We start from the raw sequence: 14,102 nt of genomic DNA on the forward strand, positions 1-14,102 counted from the left end.
CGAGGCTGTACCTTACCGTTTTTATTGTTATGTTGAATCAAGCTAAAATGACAAATTATCGCTAAATTCGGACAAAATGATGCACAGGTTGAATCTCAATGGCTATGAACCCGACCGACACCATGAAGCCGCGGTCGCATTTTGTATTCACGCCGGAACGGATGAGTTAACCAGTCCTGTACATCAGCACCGCAAAGGACAGCTGATACTGGCGCTACATGGTGCAATTACCTGTACGGTGGAAAATGCTTTGTGGATGGTGCCGCCACAATATGCGGTTTGGATACCGGGAGGGGTGGAACATAGCAATCAAGTGACAGCTAACGCTGAACTCTGTTTTCTGTTTATCGAACCCAGCGCAGTGACAATGCCGACAACCTGTTGCACATTGAAAATATCGCCCTTATGCCGGGAATTAATTTTAACCCTGGCAAACAGGACGACGACTCAGCGTGCTGAGCCGATGACCCGCAGATTAATTCAGGTCCTGTTTGATGAACTCCCTCAGCAGCCACAACAACAGCTGCACCTACCCGTTTCTTCTCATCCTAAAATCCGCGCGATGGTGGAGATGATGGCGAAAGAGCCCGTCGAGTGGGGCTCATTGGGGCAATGGGCTGGCTTTTTTGCGATGAGTGAACGCAATCTTGCCCGGCTGATAGTGAAAGAGACGGGCTTGAGTTTTCGCCAGTGGCGTCAGCAGTTACAGCTGATTATGGCGCTTCAGGGATTAGTGAAAGGCGATACTGTACAGAAAGTTGCTCATACGCTGGGGTATGATTCAACAACGGCCTTTATTACTATGTTTAAGAAAGGCCTGGGGCAAACGCCAGGCCGATATATTGCGGGATTAACTACTGTTTCCCCACAATCAGCGAAACCAGACCCGCGGCAATAAGCGGGCCAACCGGTACGCCGCGAAACAGCGCCACGCCTAAAACAGTGCCCACCAGCAACCCGGCGACCAGTTGCGGCTGGCTGCCCATTAACGTCACGCCGCGCCCTCCCAGCCAGGAGACAATAACGCCGACTGCAATTGCCACCAGCGATTTCCAGTTCAGAAACGAGTGAATCAGGGTTGAGGGCGGTAGCGTCCCGCTGGCGATGGGGGCCATAACACCAATCGTCAGAATGATTATCCCGATACTTAGCCCCTGTTTTTCAATCCACGGAAAAAAGGTGCTTAACGGTGTGACGCGGACAATAATCAACACCAGAATTGAAACGGCGACAGTGGTGTTATGACTGATAAAGCCCAGCGCAGCTAACCCGAGCAGGATCAGCAAAGTGACATCAAACATCGTGGTTTCCTTGCCAAAAAATAATAAGCCTGCTTACTTTACGCTTGCTGCAGGAAGGAAGTAGAAAATCTTTACGTTTTTTGCATAAAAAATCAGGCGAACTGTCATCAAACTGCCATTTGCGCACGCTAACAATAACGTGAAAACAGCTATCTCCCGGGGGCATACTATGAACGATCAAATGTTCGTCGAGACACTGATTATCACGTCATCGTTTTTTGCCATTGCTGTTGTGCTGGTTTTGTCCGTTCTTCTTATCGAACGGACAGGCTAGTTACGCAGTGCGGCGGAAATTGACCAGTTCTGGTTGCGCAATGCGCAAATAATCCGCGGTTTTCAAAATAACGGATTTATCCAGCATGCCTGCATTGAAGGCGATTTCATCAAATCGTTCGAAGAGTAGGGGGTCGGCAACCAGTTTGAGTTTTGGATGGAAGCTGAAAGGGGGGATCGCGCCGAAGACACAGCCTGTGAGTTCATCGACTTCCGCCGGACTGGCCAACGAAGCGCGTAATCCGCCTATATGGCTGGCGAGTTGGCTCAGATCGGCCTGTTGATCGGCAGCGAGGATCGCCAGAACATGTTGATTTACGCCATTGCCTTTGACTTTACATACCAGTGCCTTAGCCCCCTGGCCTAAAGCGGTGCCACGAATTTCTGACACCGCTTCACATTTACCTACCGCTTCATGGGTAACGACGCGGAAGTCAGCACCTTCTTGCGATAATAAAGCGATTAACCGCTGATGCGTCACGCTTCCTTTAGCCATTTCAGTCATTTCATGCTCCTGAGATTACAAGCAAACAACCACAGAAGGTTATCATGAACGGCTGTTTTTGTTCTGCTTATTGACATATAAACGCTCATCGGAAGCTTTATACGCATCATGTAACGTATCGTTTTCTTTCATCGCGTAAATACCGGAAGAGAAGCCGATCTCTTTCTGCGGCGCGATATGTTGTAGACGTTTTTCGATACGTTCAGGCAGTTGTGCTGCAATTTGCGGCGTCGAATCGACAAGAATGATGCAGAATTCATCGCCACCGAGTCGGATGGCATAATCACTTTTACGAATCGATTGTTTAATCGCCTGAGCTAATAACGTAATCGCTAAATCCCCCTCCTGATGACCAAGGGTGTCATTTATTTGCTTTAACTTGTCCATGTCAATTGCAATAAACATCACCGAAGAACCGGATTGCACCAGTTTCTGCAACCGCTGCTCCAGTTCAGGGGTTAAAATTTTGCGATTATACAGTCCAGTCATCGCATCACTAATATTTTCTCGCGACACATTTTGGTATAAACGGAAGTGCATCCGCACCATATTCAGCAAAATTAACGCCGTCAAAATCCAGAACAGAACGCTTTTCCACGAAGACGTGATAAAGTAAAGAATATCAATGGATAACGAGACACGAATGCCGCCCGGTAAGTCATGGACGTAACTGACATACTGGAACAGATTATCTTCGCTCTGGTTGATGATAATGTCGCGCCCCGAATCTGTATCAGTTAGCGTGACATTGAGAAAACGCCAGAGGAGAGGGCGGTCATGAGTGTAAAAGATATTCCGCAGATTGTTTTTGTTAATATCCAGCAGCACAATCCCTTTTAGCTGCCCTGCGACATATACCGGCGTCAGCAAACTCATCACGTTCTGTTTAGTACGCTGATCCTGGTAAATGCTCGATAATACGGTACGCCCGGTAAATACCTTTTCAATATCTTTGCGATCGATGCCAATACTTCCTGACTGCAGGAAGGACCAGTTATTCATCGCAAAGTACTCAACATTAACCGGCTCATAAAAATAGACATAGCGGTCATTGAGATCGAGATAATAGTGAAATTTCTCTTCGGCCATCCCAAGACCTGAACCGTAATCATCCTGGTGGCGGTTGCCTTCCACTGCCTGATCAAAAGCGGGTAATAGTGCAGCAGCTTCCACAATTGTGTCGCAGTCAGTGGATGCGGTTTGTAGTGTGCCGCGTAAGCCAGGGTATTTATGGGCAGTCAGGTTTAAGCCATGGGTATTATTGGCAGACTCAAAAGCCTCGCAGATGGCTCGCCGCTGTTCTGGCGACACTTCCGACTGCTCAGCAGCGAGAGCGCGCATCACATGCGCGGCAATACTCTGATTCTGATACTTATCATAAAGAAAGGAGGAGTCTGCTCTCTGCACGATATAGCGCAGATAGGCACTCATTGCTCTGTCACTGGCGACAAGTTCAAAAATAAGGAAGGAAGATGTCAGCACAATGACACTTGCGGCGATAAAATGCCGGAGCATTCTATGGTGCAATTTCATGATAAATGGCACTCCTTCGGTTAGTGAAACGAGAAAACCAGATAAAGTTCGATTGCGGCCTGGCACAGGGGCGCTAATTATACTCATCTCTGCGCCGCTGGGGAGGGGAAATTTAGGGGTAATAGTAATAAATTGTATGCAAAAGCCACGCAAAAAGCATGGCTCTGAATATTTTTGCACTTAAATATGATGAATAATCACTTTGTTGCCCCCCTCGCTTTTCGCTTCGCGTAAGGCTTTATCTGCTTCCGTCATGACAAGCGAGATATTATGCGTGTCACCCGTTGAAAAAACCGTGCCAATACTGATGGTCATTTGTTCAGGAACATCATATCTGTTACTAAAGCCGGTCAGGAGTTCGACATTTTTACGCATACGTTCCGCAATGATTTTTGCCTGGGCACTATTGAGTTCGGTAAATAGCAAGCCAAACACCTCACCCTCCAGTCGCGCTAAAATATCATCGGGGCGGATGCTTTGCTGGATAATATCGACAATTGATACCAGCACTTTATCACCCACACGATGTCCCCATTGGGCATTGATGCGTTTGAACTGATTAATATCAACCAGCATGACACAAAAGTCCTTAACAACAGGTCGCGACAATAATGACTCTACGCTGTTGAAAAAGTAGCGCCGATTATAAATATTGGTCAGCACATCATGAACTGCCAGTTTGCTGGAGAGTTGCAGTTCCTGAAAAATGTTATAAATCAGAAAAGACACAACAAACAGTTTACTGGAAACTTCAATCCCGCGACTGATATACCAGATGGTGTAATTATACTCATCCAGAGTCAGTAGAAGTAAGTTGCAGCATAGCGATGCCAGACATAATAATGCTATTAACGGCCATAGTTCGCTGGCTAATCGTGTACGCATGATAATAAAGAACAGTAAAAATGCCCACAAACAAACCAATATTTTTGTATAGTTGATTCCCCAGGTCGCAGTATGGTTGTCCGGACAGTAATCGACGACATACAAAGAATAGTCAGCGTTATAACTACTCAGATTGTGTGCCAGAAGGGGAAAAACTAAAAAAGGAATCAGCGCCAGCAACAGAATGCCAGTTTTTTTCTTATTGTTGTCAAGGATGTTGTCTTTCCCATAACAAAAGAGCGCCAGCGAGGTTAAACAAATGAAACTGAGTTGGCGGAAAATATAGAAAATAGAAACATCATTCGACTTTGTCTGGATCAGTGTACTGCCGTTGATTGGTTTATGGATAATTACAATGGTTTCAACTAAATAGATAAGGCCACTTAAAAATGCAAGGCTTAAAATGAGTGTTGGTAAAATTTGTTTGTTAGTGAAATACTTCATTAACATGAAAAGAAAAATGACGGCGTTAAGGAAAAACAAAGCCACAACAACCATCAGGTAATTCATCTGTGGGATGAGTTTTACATTCGTGTTTTCGTTATATAAAGTAGTAATGCAAAATAAAATTAACGTCAGCAATAAGCTGAAAACTAAAAAGCCTTGAGCTTTTAATTTTTGTGTACCCATAGAAGCCATAAAAAGGAGAGCAATGTGAGTGCTGGATTTTATTGATGGCAGAGATATATAGTTTTGACCAGGATCAATTTTCGTTGACGATAAAAAATAATTAAAGAATAACCCCAGGGAAATACGTGTTGACCGAATCATTTTTCCGAATGATTGTTTTCTGGAACTAAATTGTGTAAAGGTTATGCTGTCATATTTAAAGCGATTGTAAGCTAATGTATGTAATAAATGAGATAATTTACAGTGAGCTAAAAATCAGCCAGGCGATAATGACCCGGCTGACAGTTTTAGTCTTTAGCTGTTGCATTTTGTTTATGAAACAGTTCACGGAACACCGGATAAATATCATCCTGTTCGCGGATATGCTGCATCGCAAAGTTGTCGAAAGTAGATTGCAGATGCTCATATTCTCGCCACAGTGTCTGATGCGCGCGACGTGTAATTTCGATATAGCTGTAATAACGAACGACGGGTAATATTTTTTTCGCCAGAATTTCATGGCAAAGCGGAGAGTCATCGGCCCAGTTATCGCCGTCCGATGCTTGTGCTGCGTAAATATTCCACTGTGCCGGGTTATAACGCTCTTTCACTACCTCATCCATCAGTTTCAGGGCGCTGGAAACAATGGTGCCGCCAGTTTCCTGCGAGTAGAAAAACTCATGTTCATCGACTTCTTTCGCCTGAGTATGGTGGCGGATGTAAACGACTTCCACGTTCTTATACGTTCTGCTAAGGAACAGATACAGCAGAATATAAAAACGCTTAGCCATATCTTTAGTGGACTGATCCATTGAACCCGAAACGTCCATCAGGCAAAACATCACTGCCTGGCTGGAGGGATCGGGCCGCTTCTCGTAGTTCTTGTAACGTAAATCGAAGGTGTCAATGAAAGGGACGCGTTCAATTTTGGCACGTAATTCTGCAATTTCTTTGCGCAGACGTTCCTCTTCCAGCAGTTGCGCAGGTTCACTGTTGCTGATGATGGCCAAATGCTCTTCCAGCGCATGAAGTTCCCGCCGCTTGCCCGCCGTCATGGCTGTGCGTCGTGCCAGTGAGTTCTGCAATGAACGCACAACGCTGATATTGGCCGGAACGCCGTTAGCGGTATAACCCGCACGATGCGTTTTATATTCGGTCAGCTGGCGTTGTTGGTTTTGTTTCAGATTCGGTAAGGCCAGATCTTCAAAGAGCAGATCAAGATACTCATCTTTCGAAATCTGAAAGACAAATTCATCCTGACCTTCACCATCCTGGCTGGCCTGGCCCTGACCACTGCCGGAACCTCCGCCGCCACCCTGGGGACGTTCAATTCGGTCGTTCTGGACGAAATGGTCATTGCCCGGATGCACGCGGTGGCGCAGACCGCCACGCCCCTGATGAAACATCGGTTCGCTAATATCTTCCGTGGGAATGGATACGGACTCGCCGCTGTCGACGTCAGTCACCGAACGCTTATTAATGGCCTCGGAGATCGACTGTTTAATTTGCGCTTTATAACGGCGTAAAAAACGCTGGCGATTCACCATGCTTTTGTTTTTGCCGTTCAGACGCCGGTCAATAAACCAGGTCATATGCCCCCCGTACTACATTTGCCAACGGTATGCTACGCCTGTGTTGCCATTTCTCTGGCCCACGGTTCGCTGTCGTTGTAGGCCCGGTAGCATGTGTACCGGGCCAGGGTTGTTAAGACGATTTACGTACGCGCAAATACCATTCGCACAGTAAACGCACCTGTTTACGGGTGTAGCCTTTTTCCATCATACGGTCGACAAAGTCGTCGTGTTTCTTCTGCTCGTCGGTTGACGTTTTGGCGTTAAACGAGATAACCGGCAACAGCTCCTCGGTATTGGAGAACATTTTCTTCTCAATAACCGTGCGCAGTTTTTCATAGCTGGTCCAGTTCGGATTGCGTCCGCTGTTATTCGCTCTGGCGCGCAGTACGAAGTTAACAATCTCGTTGCGGAAATCTTTTGGATTACTGATCCCCGCCGGTTTCTCGATTTTCTCCAGCTCGGCGTTAAGAGACTCGCGGTCAAACAACTGCCCGGTATCCGGATCGCGATACTCCTGATCCTGAATCCAGAAATCCGCGTAGGTAACATAACGGTCGAAAATGTTTTGCCCATATTCGGAATAGGATTCAAGGTAGGCCGTCTGGATCTCTTTGCCGATAAACTCGGCATATTTCGGGATCAGATAACCTTTCAGGAACTCCAGATAGCGTTCTGCCTGCTCTTGTGGGAACTGCTCGCGCTCGATCTGCTGTTCCAGGACGTAGAACAGATGGACCGGGTTTGCCGCCACTTCTACATGATCGAAGTTGAACACGCGGGAGAGGATCTTAAACGCAAAACGCGTCGACAGACCGTTCATCCCTTCATCGACACCGGCGTAGTCACGATATTCCTGATACGACTTGGCTTTGGGATCGGTGTCTTTCAGACTTTCGCCATCATAAACCCGCATCTTTGAATAAATGCTGGAGTTTTCTGGCTCTTTCAGGCGCGAAAGAATGGAAAAACGTGACAGTGTTTCCAGCGTGCCAGGGGCGCAGGGGGCGTGAGTCAATTCACTGTGATTAAGCAATTTCTCGTAGATTTTGATCTCTTCGGAAATGCGCAAGCAATACGGCACCTTCACGATGTAAACACGGTCGAGGAAGGCTTCGTTGTTTTTGTTATTACGGAAAGTGACCCATTCGGATTCGTTCGAGTGGGCGAGGATAATCCCGTTGAACGGCAGGGCGGAGATACCTTCCGTCCCGTTGTAGTTACCTTCCTGGGTGGCGGTTAACAAGGGATGCAGCACTTTTATCGGTGCTTTAAACATCTCGACAAACTCCATGATCCCCTGGTTGGCGCGGCACAGTGCACCAGAATATCCGTAGGCGTCTGGATCGTTCTGCGCGTAGTGTTCGAGTTTACGGATATCGACTTTCCCTACCAGCGCTGAGATGTCCTGGTTGTTCTCATCGCCAGGTTCCGTTTTGGCGATAGCAATTTGTTGCAGAATTGACGGCCAGACCTTTACCACCCGGAACTTAGTAATATCGCCACCAAATTCATGCAGGCGTTTTGCCGCCCACGGCGACATGATGGTGCCGAGATAACGGCGAGGAATGCCATACTCTTTTTCCAGAATCTGCGCATCTTCCTGCGGATTGAAAAGACAGAACGGATGATCGTTGACCGGGCTACGCTCACCGTTGGCGCTCAATACATAAATCGGTACGAGCTGCATTAATGATTTCAGTCGCTCAGCAAGCGATGATTTACCCCCACCCACAGGCCCCAGCAGATACAGGATTTGTTTCTTCTCTTCCAGCCCCTGAGCCGCGTGTTTCAGATAAGAGACAATCTGTTCAATCGCGTCTTCCATGCCGTAAAACTCTTCAAACGCCGGATAACGTGCAATGACCCGGTTAGAAAAGAGTCGAGAAAGTCTGGGTTCCTGGGCTGTATCGACCATGACAGGCTCACCAATAGCCATCAATAGCCGCTCAGCCGCGTTGGCATAAGCACTGCGATCTTGCCGACAAGTGGTAAGAAACTCCTGCAGTGTGAACTCTTCGTCCTTGGCAGCTTCATATCGCTGGCGATAGTGATCGAATATATTCATGGTATGCCGTCCTTTCGTTTTTTAGCACAGGTTAAGAGCCGTTCATATGAATAGTAGAGGCTCCCGGAAGAGGTAAACTGAACGACGTCTCTTGCTAAAACACAGCAACTCTCATGCCATTTTATTGACGATGAGAACAACGTGCCCGGTGATACACCTTCAAAATTAAGCGTAGATGGCAAATGGAAAACTTGCCTGCACGGCTTTCTTAATTTCAATGGCATATCAACAACTCATCCATAAATTTTGCATAATTAATGTAAACAATAGGGTCGCCGGTAACGCTAAATTCATTTGGCTGTAAGCGTGGTGTCATCTGCGTCAGGAAAATTAAACAGTTACTTTAAAAAATGAAAACGTAAAAAGGTTGGGTTTCGATGTATTGACGGGTAAACTTTGTCGCCCGCTAAACATTTGTTTAAGGAATGATTAATTGTGACCAAACTCAAACTTCTGGCACTTGGAGTGCTTATCGCAACGTCTGCAGGCGTAGCGCACGCTGAAGGTAAATTTTCCCTGGGCGCAGGCGTAGGTGTCGTTGAACACCCATATAAAGATTACGATACCGATGTTTACCCAGTACCGGTAATCAACTATGAAGGCGATAACTTCTGGTTCCGTGGCTTAGGTGGTGGTTACTACCTGTGGAATGACGCAACGGACAAACTTTCAATTACCGCTTACTGGTCGCCGCTTTACTTCAAAGCTAAAGACAGTGGCGATCACCAAATGCGTCACCTGGATGACCGTAAGAGCACCATGATGGCTGGTCTGTCTTATGCTCACTTTACCCAGTACGGTTACCTGCGTACCACCCTGGCTGGCGATACCCTGGATAACAGCAACGGCATTGTCTGGGATATGGCCTGGTTGTATCGTTACACCAACGGCGGCCTGACCGTGACTCCGGGTATTGGTGTGCAGTGGAACAGCGAAAACCAGAACGAATACTATTATGGCGTATCGCGCAAAGAGTCCGCTCGCAGCGGTCTGCGTGGCTATAACCCGAACGACAGCTGGAGCCCTTACCTGGAGCTGAGCGCCAGCTACAACTTCCTCGGCGACTGGAGTGTTTACGGTACCGCGCGCTACACCCGTCTGTCTGATGAAGTTACTGACAGCCCAATGGTGGATAAATCCTGGACTGGCCTGATTTCTACCGGGATCACCTACAAATTCTGATAATGCATCTTTCCAGGGCATTTTGTGCATAAAAACAGGGCGTCATGCCCTGTTTTGCATTACGGTGGTGCAATACCTGGGAGGAAACAATGCAACAAAAAATGATTCAATTTAGTGGCGATGTCTCACTGCCAGCCATAGGGCAGGGAACATGGTATATGGGCGAAGATGCCAGTCAGCGTAAAACAGAAGTTGCTGCACTACGCGCGGGCATTGAACTCGGTTTAACCCTCATTGATACCGCCGAAATGTATGCCGATGGCGGTGCCGAAATGGTGGTTGGGGAAGCATTAACCGGCCTGCGTGAGAACGTCTTTCTCGTCTCTAAAGTTTATCCGTGGAATGCTGGCGGGCAAAAAGCGATAAATGCATGCGAAGCCAGTTTACGCCGTCTCAATACTGATTATCTCGATCTCTACTTATTACACTGGTCTGGCAGTTTCGCTTTTGAAGAGACTGTCGCAGCGATGGAAAAATTGATCGCCCAGGGAAAAATCCGCCGCTGGGGCGTTTCTAACCTTGATTATGCCGATATGCAGGAACTCTGGCAGCTGCCGGGGGGGAATCAGTGTGCCACTAATCAGGTGCTTTACCATCTCGGTTCACGAGGGATTGAGTACGATCTACTTCCCTGGTGCCAGAAACAGCAGATGCCGGTGATGGCTTACAGTCCGTTAGCCCAGGCCGGGCGGTTGCGCAATGGGCTGTTAAAAAACGCGGTAGTCAACGAAATTGCACATGCTCACAATATCAGCGCGGCACAAGTATTGTTGGCGTGGGTGATCAGTCATCAGGGTGTGATGGCGATTCCAAAAGCGGCCACGATTGCCCATGTCCAACAAAATGCGGCTGTGCTTGAGGTCGAACTTTCATCAGCGGAATTAGCTATGCTGGATAAGGCATATCCGGCACCAAAAGGAAAAACTGCGCTGGATATGGTGTGATGTTGATACGTGCCGGATGCATCGCACCCGGCACACAACATTAACGCAAATTAACGTTTCGCAACGCGAATGGATTGCGCCAGATGTGCAGGTTTCTCTTTGGTGACTTTTTGCGTTTCTGAGGCGTAAGCTGTTTCTACACAAACAAAGGTCTTGTAGCCATCATCCGGCATATCGCCCATGCTAACTGAAAGCGCCGGTCCTGGGTTCCAGCCTACAACGTTCAGATGATGCTGGTGGCCTACGGCGATAATACGATTCAGCGCTTCGTCATTAATTACGCTGCAATCTTGCGGATTCAGATACACGCGATCGGTACGGTCAGGGAAGGTCTGAATACCGTCGGTCAGTACATCTTCTTTCGCGTCATTCACTTTATCAATGAAGCGATCGCCCAGTCCACTGACGCTTACCTTAGTGATATCACCCACGTTAAAGTAGGTATGCAGGGCAGAGGTGGTTTCAAATTCGCCGTGTGCTTCAAGATCGATTTCACAGGCTTTACCCACGCGGAAATGCGCTAATAGCGTAAAGTCGTGTGGCCAGAATTTTTTCGTCTCTTCGCTTTGTGTCAATTCAAAAGTCAGCGCTACGCCATCAGCATCTTCACGATGTGATTTCAGCGTCCACGGCAGGTTGCGGGCAAAACCGTGCGCAGGCAGACCTTGTTGTGCAGCCGGACCAAACCACGGCCAGCAAACCGGTACGCCACCGCGAATAGCGACGCCATTTTTGAACGGTGTGTTATTGCTCAACCACAGAACTTCTTCTTCACCCGCAGGTTTCCATGAGAGAAGGTGTGCGCCCTGTAATGCAAAAGAGGCTTTTACCTGGGGATGATCGACCACAATGAGGTCCAGTTCATCCAGTTTACGACGGGAGAGGACAGGGGAGATTTGTTCGATGACCGGAAGGGCAAAAATTTTCTTAATCATGACGCAGTCCTTTAACTTCATTTTATCAGGTAAAAAAAAGAGCGACCGAAGTCGCTCTTTTTAGATCACAGTGTCATCTCAACTTATTTGGAGATGTGAGCGATCAGGTCCAGAACTTTGTTGGAGTAACCGGTTTCGTTGTCGTACCAGGATACCAGTTTCACGAAGTTGTCGTTCAGAGCGATACCCGCTTTAGCATCGAACACGGAAGTGCAAACTTCGCCGTTGAAATCGGTAGATACTACGTCATCTTCGGTGTAGCCCAGAACGCCTTTCATTTCGCCTTCAGCAGCAGCTTTAACGGCAGCTTTGATCTGCTCGTAAGTTGCAGCTTTTTCCAGACGAACGGTCAGGTCAACTACGGATACGTTCGGGGTCGGAACGCGGAACGCCATACCAGTCAGTTTGCCATTCAGTTCTGGCAGTACTTTACCTACAGCTTTAGCAGCACCGGTAGAGGACGGGATGATGTTCTGGGAAGCACCGCGGCCGCCGCGCCAGTCTTTGTGAGACGGGCCATCAACGGTTTTCTGAGTAGCGGTAGTAGCGTGAACGGTGGTCATCAGACCTTCGATGATGCCGAAGTTATCGTTGATAACTTTAGCCAGCGGAGCCAGGCAGTTGGTGGTGCAGGAAGCGTTGGAAACGATGTCCTGGCCAGCATATTTGTCGAAGTTAGCGCCTTTAACGAACATCGGAGTGTTGTCTTTAGACGGACCAGTCATAACCACTTTCTTCGCACCAGCGGTGATGTGTTTACGAGCAGTTTCGTCAGTCAGGAACAGACCAGTTGCTTCAGCGACAACGTCAACACCAACTTCGTCCCATTTCAGGTTAGCCGGATCACGTTCAGCGGTAACACGGATTTTTTTACCGTTAACGATCAGATGACCGTCTTTCACTTCAACGGTACCGTCGAAACGGCCGTGAGTGGAGTCATATTTCAGCATGTATGCCATGTAATCAGCGTCTAACAGGTCGTTGATTGCAACGATCTCGATGTCAGAACGTTTCTGAGCAGCACGGAAAACAATGCGACCGATACGGCCAAAACCGTTGATACCTACTTTGATAGTCATATATTCCACCAGCTATTTGTTAGTGAATAAAAGGTTGCCTGTAAAATTACAAAAACCTTACGCAGCGTCAAGCGGAATCGTGTCAATCATTGCGACAAATCAATCCTGTGCCTAAGCATTACGCGACTGACTCGCCTCACTCTTCCTTTGGGCTTGAGACCACATGGGGTCGGCGTCCCGAATTTTAAAGGGCAATTACGATAAAAATGTGATTTTCATCACGATTTAGGTGCAGCCATTTCGTCGAGATCAAGTTTAGGACAAAATTTTGCCAGTTGGTGTTAATGTTTTGTTAGAATCAGTCACGTAATGTGAGCACGATTAAAGTGAGATGTGAGCAAATGGCTAATAAACCTTCGGCAGAAGAACTGAAAAAAAATTTGTCCGAGATGCAGTTCTACGTGACGCAGAATCATGGGACAGAGCCGCCATTTACGGGTCGTTTACTGCATAACAAGCGTGACGGCGTATATCACTGTTTGATCTGCGATGCCCCGCTGTTTCATTCCCAAACCAAGTATGATTCCGGCTGTGGCTGGCCCAGTTTCTACGAACCGGTGAGTGAAGAATCCATTCGTTATATCAAAGACTTGTCACATGGGATGCAGCGCATAGAAATTCGTTGCGGTAACTGTGATGCCCATCTGGGGCATGTCTTCCCCGACGGGCCGCAGCCAACGGGTGAACGTTATTGTGTTAACTCAGCCTCTTTACGCTTTACCGATGGCGAAAACGGCGAAGAAATCAACGGTTGAAAAAACGATTCAGCAACTTATTCCACAGGAGCGGAAAAATTATGAATCTTGATGACATTATCAACAGCATGACGCCTGAGGTATACCAGCGTTTGTCGACAGCCGTTGAACTGGGGAAATGGCCTGATGGCGTTACGTTGACCGAGGAACAAAAAGAGAACTGCCTGCAACTGGTGATGCTGTGGCAAGCCCGCCATAATACCGAAGCACAGCATATGACAATTGACACAAATGGTCAGATGGTCATGAAGAGCAAACAACAGTTAAAAGAAGATTTTGGTATCTCAGCAAAGCCAATTGCCATGTTTAAGTAAGTGGTTTGTCCCCTTTTTGCCGCGGTTATAAAGGGGATAGCCAACAATAACCCCACGACTCATCTCAATTATCTCGTCACGACCAGGCAAAGCCCCAGTCCGGTCTCTTGCAGTCGCGTTCACGCCTGAATGACTTCTCCTGAACTTA

14 protein-coding genes are annotated in these 14,102 nt (G+C 47.5%); 6 read left to right on the top strand and 8 right to left on the bottom strand.

Going from position 1 to position 14,102, the window contains the following annotated elements; genetic code table 11:
• The first annotated feature begins 76 nt into the window (after positions 1–76).
• A complete protein-coding gene (nimR, locus tag ACJHYW_RS00375) occupies positions 77–898 on the top strand; it encodes a DNA-binding transcriptional regulator NimR (protein ID WP_000972241.1) in 822 nt (273 codons plus the stop codon).
• On the opposite strand, the gene ACJHYW_RS00380 is transcribed toward nimR, so the two are convergent.
• Positions 855–1,301, bottom strand: coding sequence for a DUF441 domain-containing protein (locus ACJHYW_RS00380; protein ID WP_000460707.1), 447 nt, complete (start codon positions 1,299–1,301; stop codon positions 855–857). The two genes, nimR and ACJHYW_RS00380, sit on opposite strands and share 44 nt — an antisense overlap.
• Before the next feature lie 169 nt (positions 1,302–1,470).
• Here ACJHYW_RS00380 and yoaI point away from each other — a divergent pair, with 169 nt between their 5' ends.
• Complete coding sequence (gene yoaI / locus ACJHYW_RS00385; RefSeq protein ID WP_000999630.1) at positions 1,471–1,575, top strand: small membrane protein YoaI; 105 nt, start codon at positions 1,471–1,473, stop codon at positions 1,573–1,575.
• On the opposite strand, the gene yeaK is transcribed toward yoaI, so the two are convergent.
• The 5 genes from yeaK to yeaG form a co-directional block, all read right to left on the bottom strand.
• Positions 1,576–2,079, bottom strand: a complete 504-nt coding sequence (yeaK, locus tag ACJHYW_RS00390; RefSeq protein WP_000138043.1) for a mischarged aminoacyl-tRNA deacylase — start codon at positions 2,077–2,079, stop codon at positions 1,576–1,578.
• Positions 2,080–2,121: 42 nt separating this feature from the next.
• The gene (dgcJ, locus tag ACJHYW_RS00395; RefSeq protein WP_000766137.1) at positions 2,122–3,612 is read right to left on the bottom strand and encodes a diguanylate cyclase DgcJ; all 1,491 of its coding nucleotides are present in this window, start codon (positions 3,610–3,612) and stop codon (positions 2,122–2,124) included.
• A 180-nt stretch (positions 3,613–3,792) separates the two neighbouring features.
• A complete protein-coding gene (locus ACJHYW_RS00400) occupies positions 3,793–5,268 on the bottom strand; it encodes a GGDEF domain-containing protein (protein WP_000621399.1) in 1,476 nt (491 codons plus the stop codon).
• A gap of 146 nt (positions 5,269–5,414) precedes the next feature.
• Entirely contained in the window at positions 5,415–6,698 is a 1,284-nt protein-coding gene (locus tag ACJHYW_RS00405) for a YeaH/YhbH family protein (protein WP_000219676.1), read from the bottom strand.
• A gap of 112 nt (positions 6,699–6,810) precedes the next feature.
• A complete protein-coding gene (gene yeaG, locus ACJHYW_RS00410) occupies positions 6,811–8,745 on the bottom strand; it encodes a protein kinase YeaG (RefSeq protein WP_001019882.1) in 1,935 nt (644 codons plus the stop codon).
• Between the two features lie 435 nt (positions 8,746–9,180).
• Between yeaG and mipA the strand changes: the two genes are divergently transcribed.
• Both mipA and yeaE read left to right on the top strand, forming a co-directional pair.
• Complete coding sequence (gene mipA / locus ACJHYW_RS00415; protein WP_000163771.1) at positions 9,181–9,927, top strand: scaffolding protein MipA; 747 nt, start codon at positions 9,181–9,183, stop codon at positions 9,925–9,927.
• Positions 9,928–10,016: 89 nt separating this feature from the next.
• Positions 10,017–10,871, top strand: a complete 855-nt coding sequence (gene yeaE, locus ACJHYW_RS00420; RefSeq protein ID WP_001330282.1) for a methylglyoxal reductase YeaE — start codon at positions 10,017–10,019, stop codon at positions 10,869–10,871.
• 50 nt (positions 10,872–10,921) lie between these two features.
• On the opposite strand, the gene ACJHYW_RS00425 is transcribed toward yeaE, so the two are convergent.
• The gene (locus tag ACJHYW_RS00425; RefSeq protein ID WP_001520671.1) at positions 10,922–11,806 is read right to left on the bottom strand and encodes a D-hexose-6-phosphate mutarotase; all 885 of its coding nucleotides are present in this window, start codon (positions 11,804–11,806) and stop codon (positions 10,922–10,924) included.
• A gap of 83 nt (positions 11,807–11,889) precedes the next feature.
• Positions 11,890–12,885: a glyceraldehyde-3-phosphate dehydrogenase gene (gene gapA, locus ACJHYW_RS00430; protein ID WP_000153502.1), complete on the bottom strand. Its 996-nt coding sequence runs from the start codon at positions 12,883–12,885 to the stop codon at positions 11,890–11,892.
• A 341-nt stretch (positions 12,886–13,226) separates the two neighbouring features.
• On the opposite strand from gapA, the gene msrB reads away from it, so the two are divergent.
• Positions 13,227–13,640, top strand: a complete 414-nt coding sequence (gene msrB / locus ACJHYW_RS00435; RefSeq protein WP_001284618.1) for a peptide-methionine (R)-S-oxide reductase MsrB — start codon at positions 13,227–13,229, stop codon at positions 13,638–13,640.
• A 41-nt stretch (positions 13,641–13,681) separates the two neighbouring features.
• Positions 13,682–13,954, top strand: coding sequence for a YeaC family protein (locus tag ACJHYW_RS00440; RefSeq protein WP_001046792.1), 273 nt, complete (start codon positions 13,682–13,684; stop codon positions 13,952–13,954).
• Positions 13,955–14,102 lie beyond the last annotated feature (148 nt).

The sequence above is a fragment of the Escherichia sp. WS3063 genome, assembly GCF_046486595.1.
Classification (GTDB): Bacteria; Pseudomonadota; Gammaproteobacteria; order Enterobacterales; family Enterobacteriaceae; genus Escherichia; species Escherichia coli.

Bases quoted from the DNA above. Each gene is read 5' to 3' on its own strand.
- yeaK (WP_000138043.1), bottom strand. From the start codon at position 2,079: ATGACTGAAATGGCTAAAGGAAGCGTGACGCATCAGCGGTTAATCGCT.
- gapA (WP_000153502.1), bottom strand. From the start codon at position 12,885: ATGACTATCAAAGTAGGTATCAACGGTTTTGGCCGTATCGGTCGCATT.
- ACJHYW_RS00425 (WP_001520671.1), bottom strand. From the start codon at position 11,806: ATGATTAAGAAAATTTTTGCCCTTCCGGTCATCGAACAAATCTCCCCT.
- yeaG (WP_001019882.1), bottom strand. From the start codon at position 8,745: ATGAATATATTCGATCACTATCGCCAGCGATATGAAGCTGCCAAGGAC.
- ACJHYW_RS00380 (WP_000460707.1), bottom strand. From the start codon at position 1,301: ATGTTTGATGTCACTTTGCTGATCCTGCTCGGGTTAGCTGCGCTGGGC.
- ACJHYW_RS00440 (WP_001046792.1), top strand. From the start codon at position 13,682: ATGAATCTTGATGACATTATCAACAGCATGACGCCTGAGGTATACCAG.
- yeaE (WP_001330282.1), top strand. From the start codon at position 10,017: ATGCAACAAAAAATGATTCAATTTAGTGGCGATGTCTCACTGCCAGCC.
- msrB (WP_001284618.1), top strand. From the start codon at position 13,227: ATGGCTAATAAACCTTCGGCAGAAGAACTGAAAAAAAATTTGTCCGAG.
- ACJHYW_RS00405 (WP_000219676.1), bottom strand. From the start codon at position 6,698: ATGACCTGGTTTATTGACCGGCGTCTGAACGGCAAAAACAAAAGCATG.
- ACJHYW_RS00400 (WP_000621399.1), bottom strand. From the start codon at position 5,268: ATGATTCGGTCAACACGTATTTCCCTGGGGTTATTCTTTAATTATTTT.
- yoaI (WP_000999630.1), top strand. From the start codon at position 1,471: ATGAACGATCAAATGTTCGTCGAGACACTGATTATCACGTCATCGTTT.
- nimR (WP_000972241.1), top strand. From the start codon at position 77: ATGATGCACAGGTTGAATCTCAATGGCTATGAACCCGACCGACACCAT.
- dgcJ (WP_000766137.1), bottom strand. From the start codon at position 3,612: ATGAAATTGCACCATAGAATGCTCCGGCATTTTATCGCCGCAAGTGTC.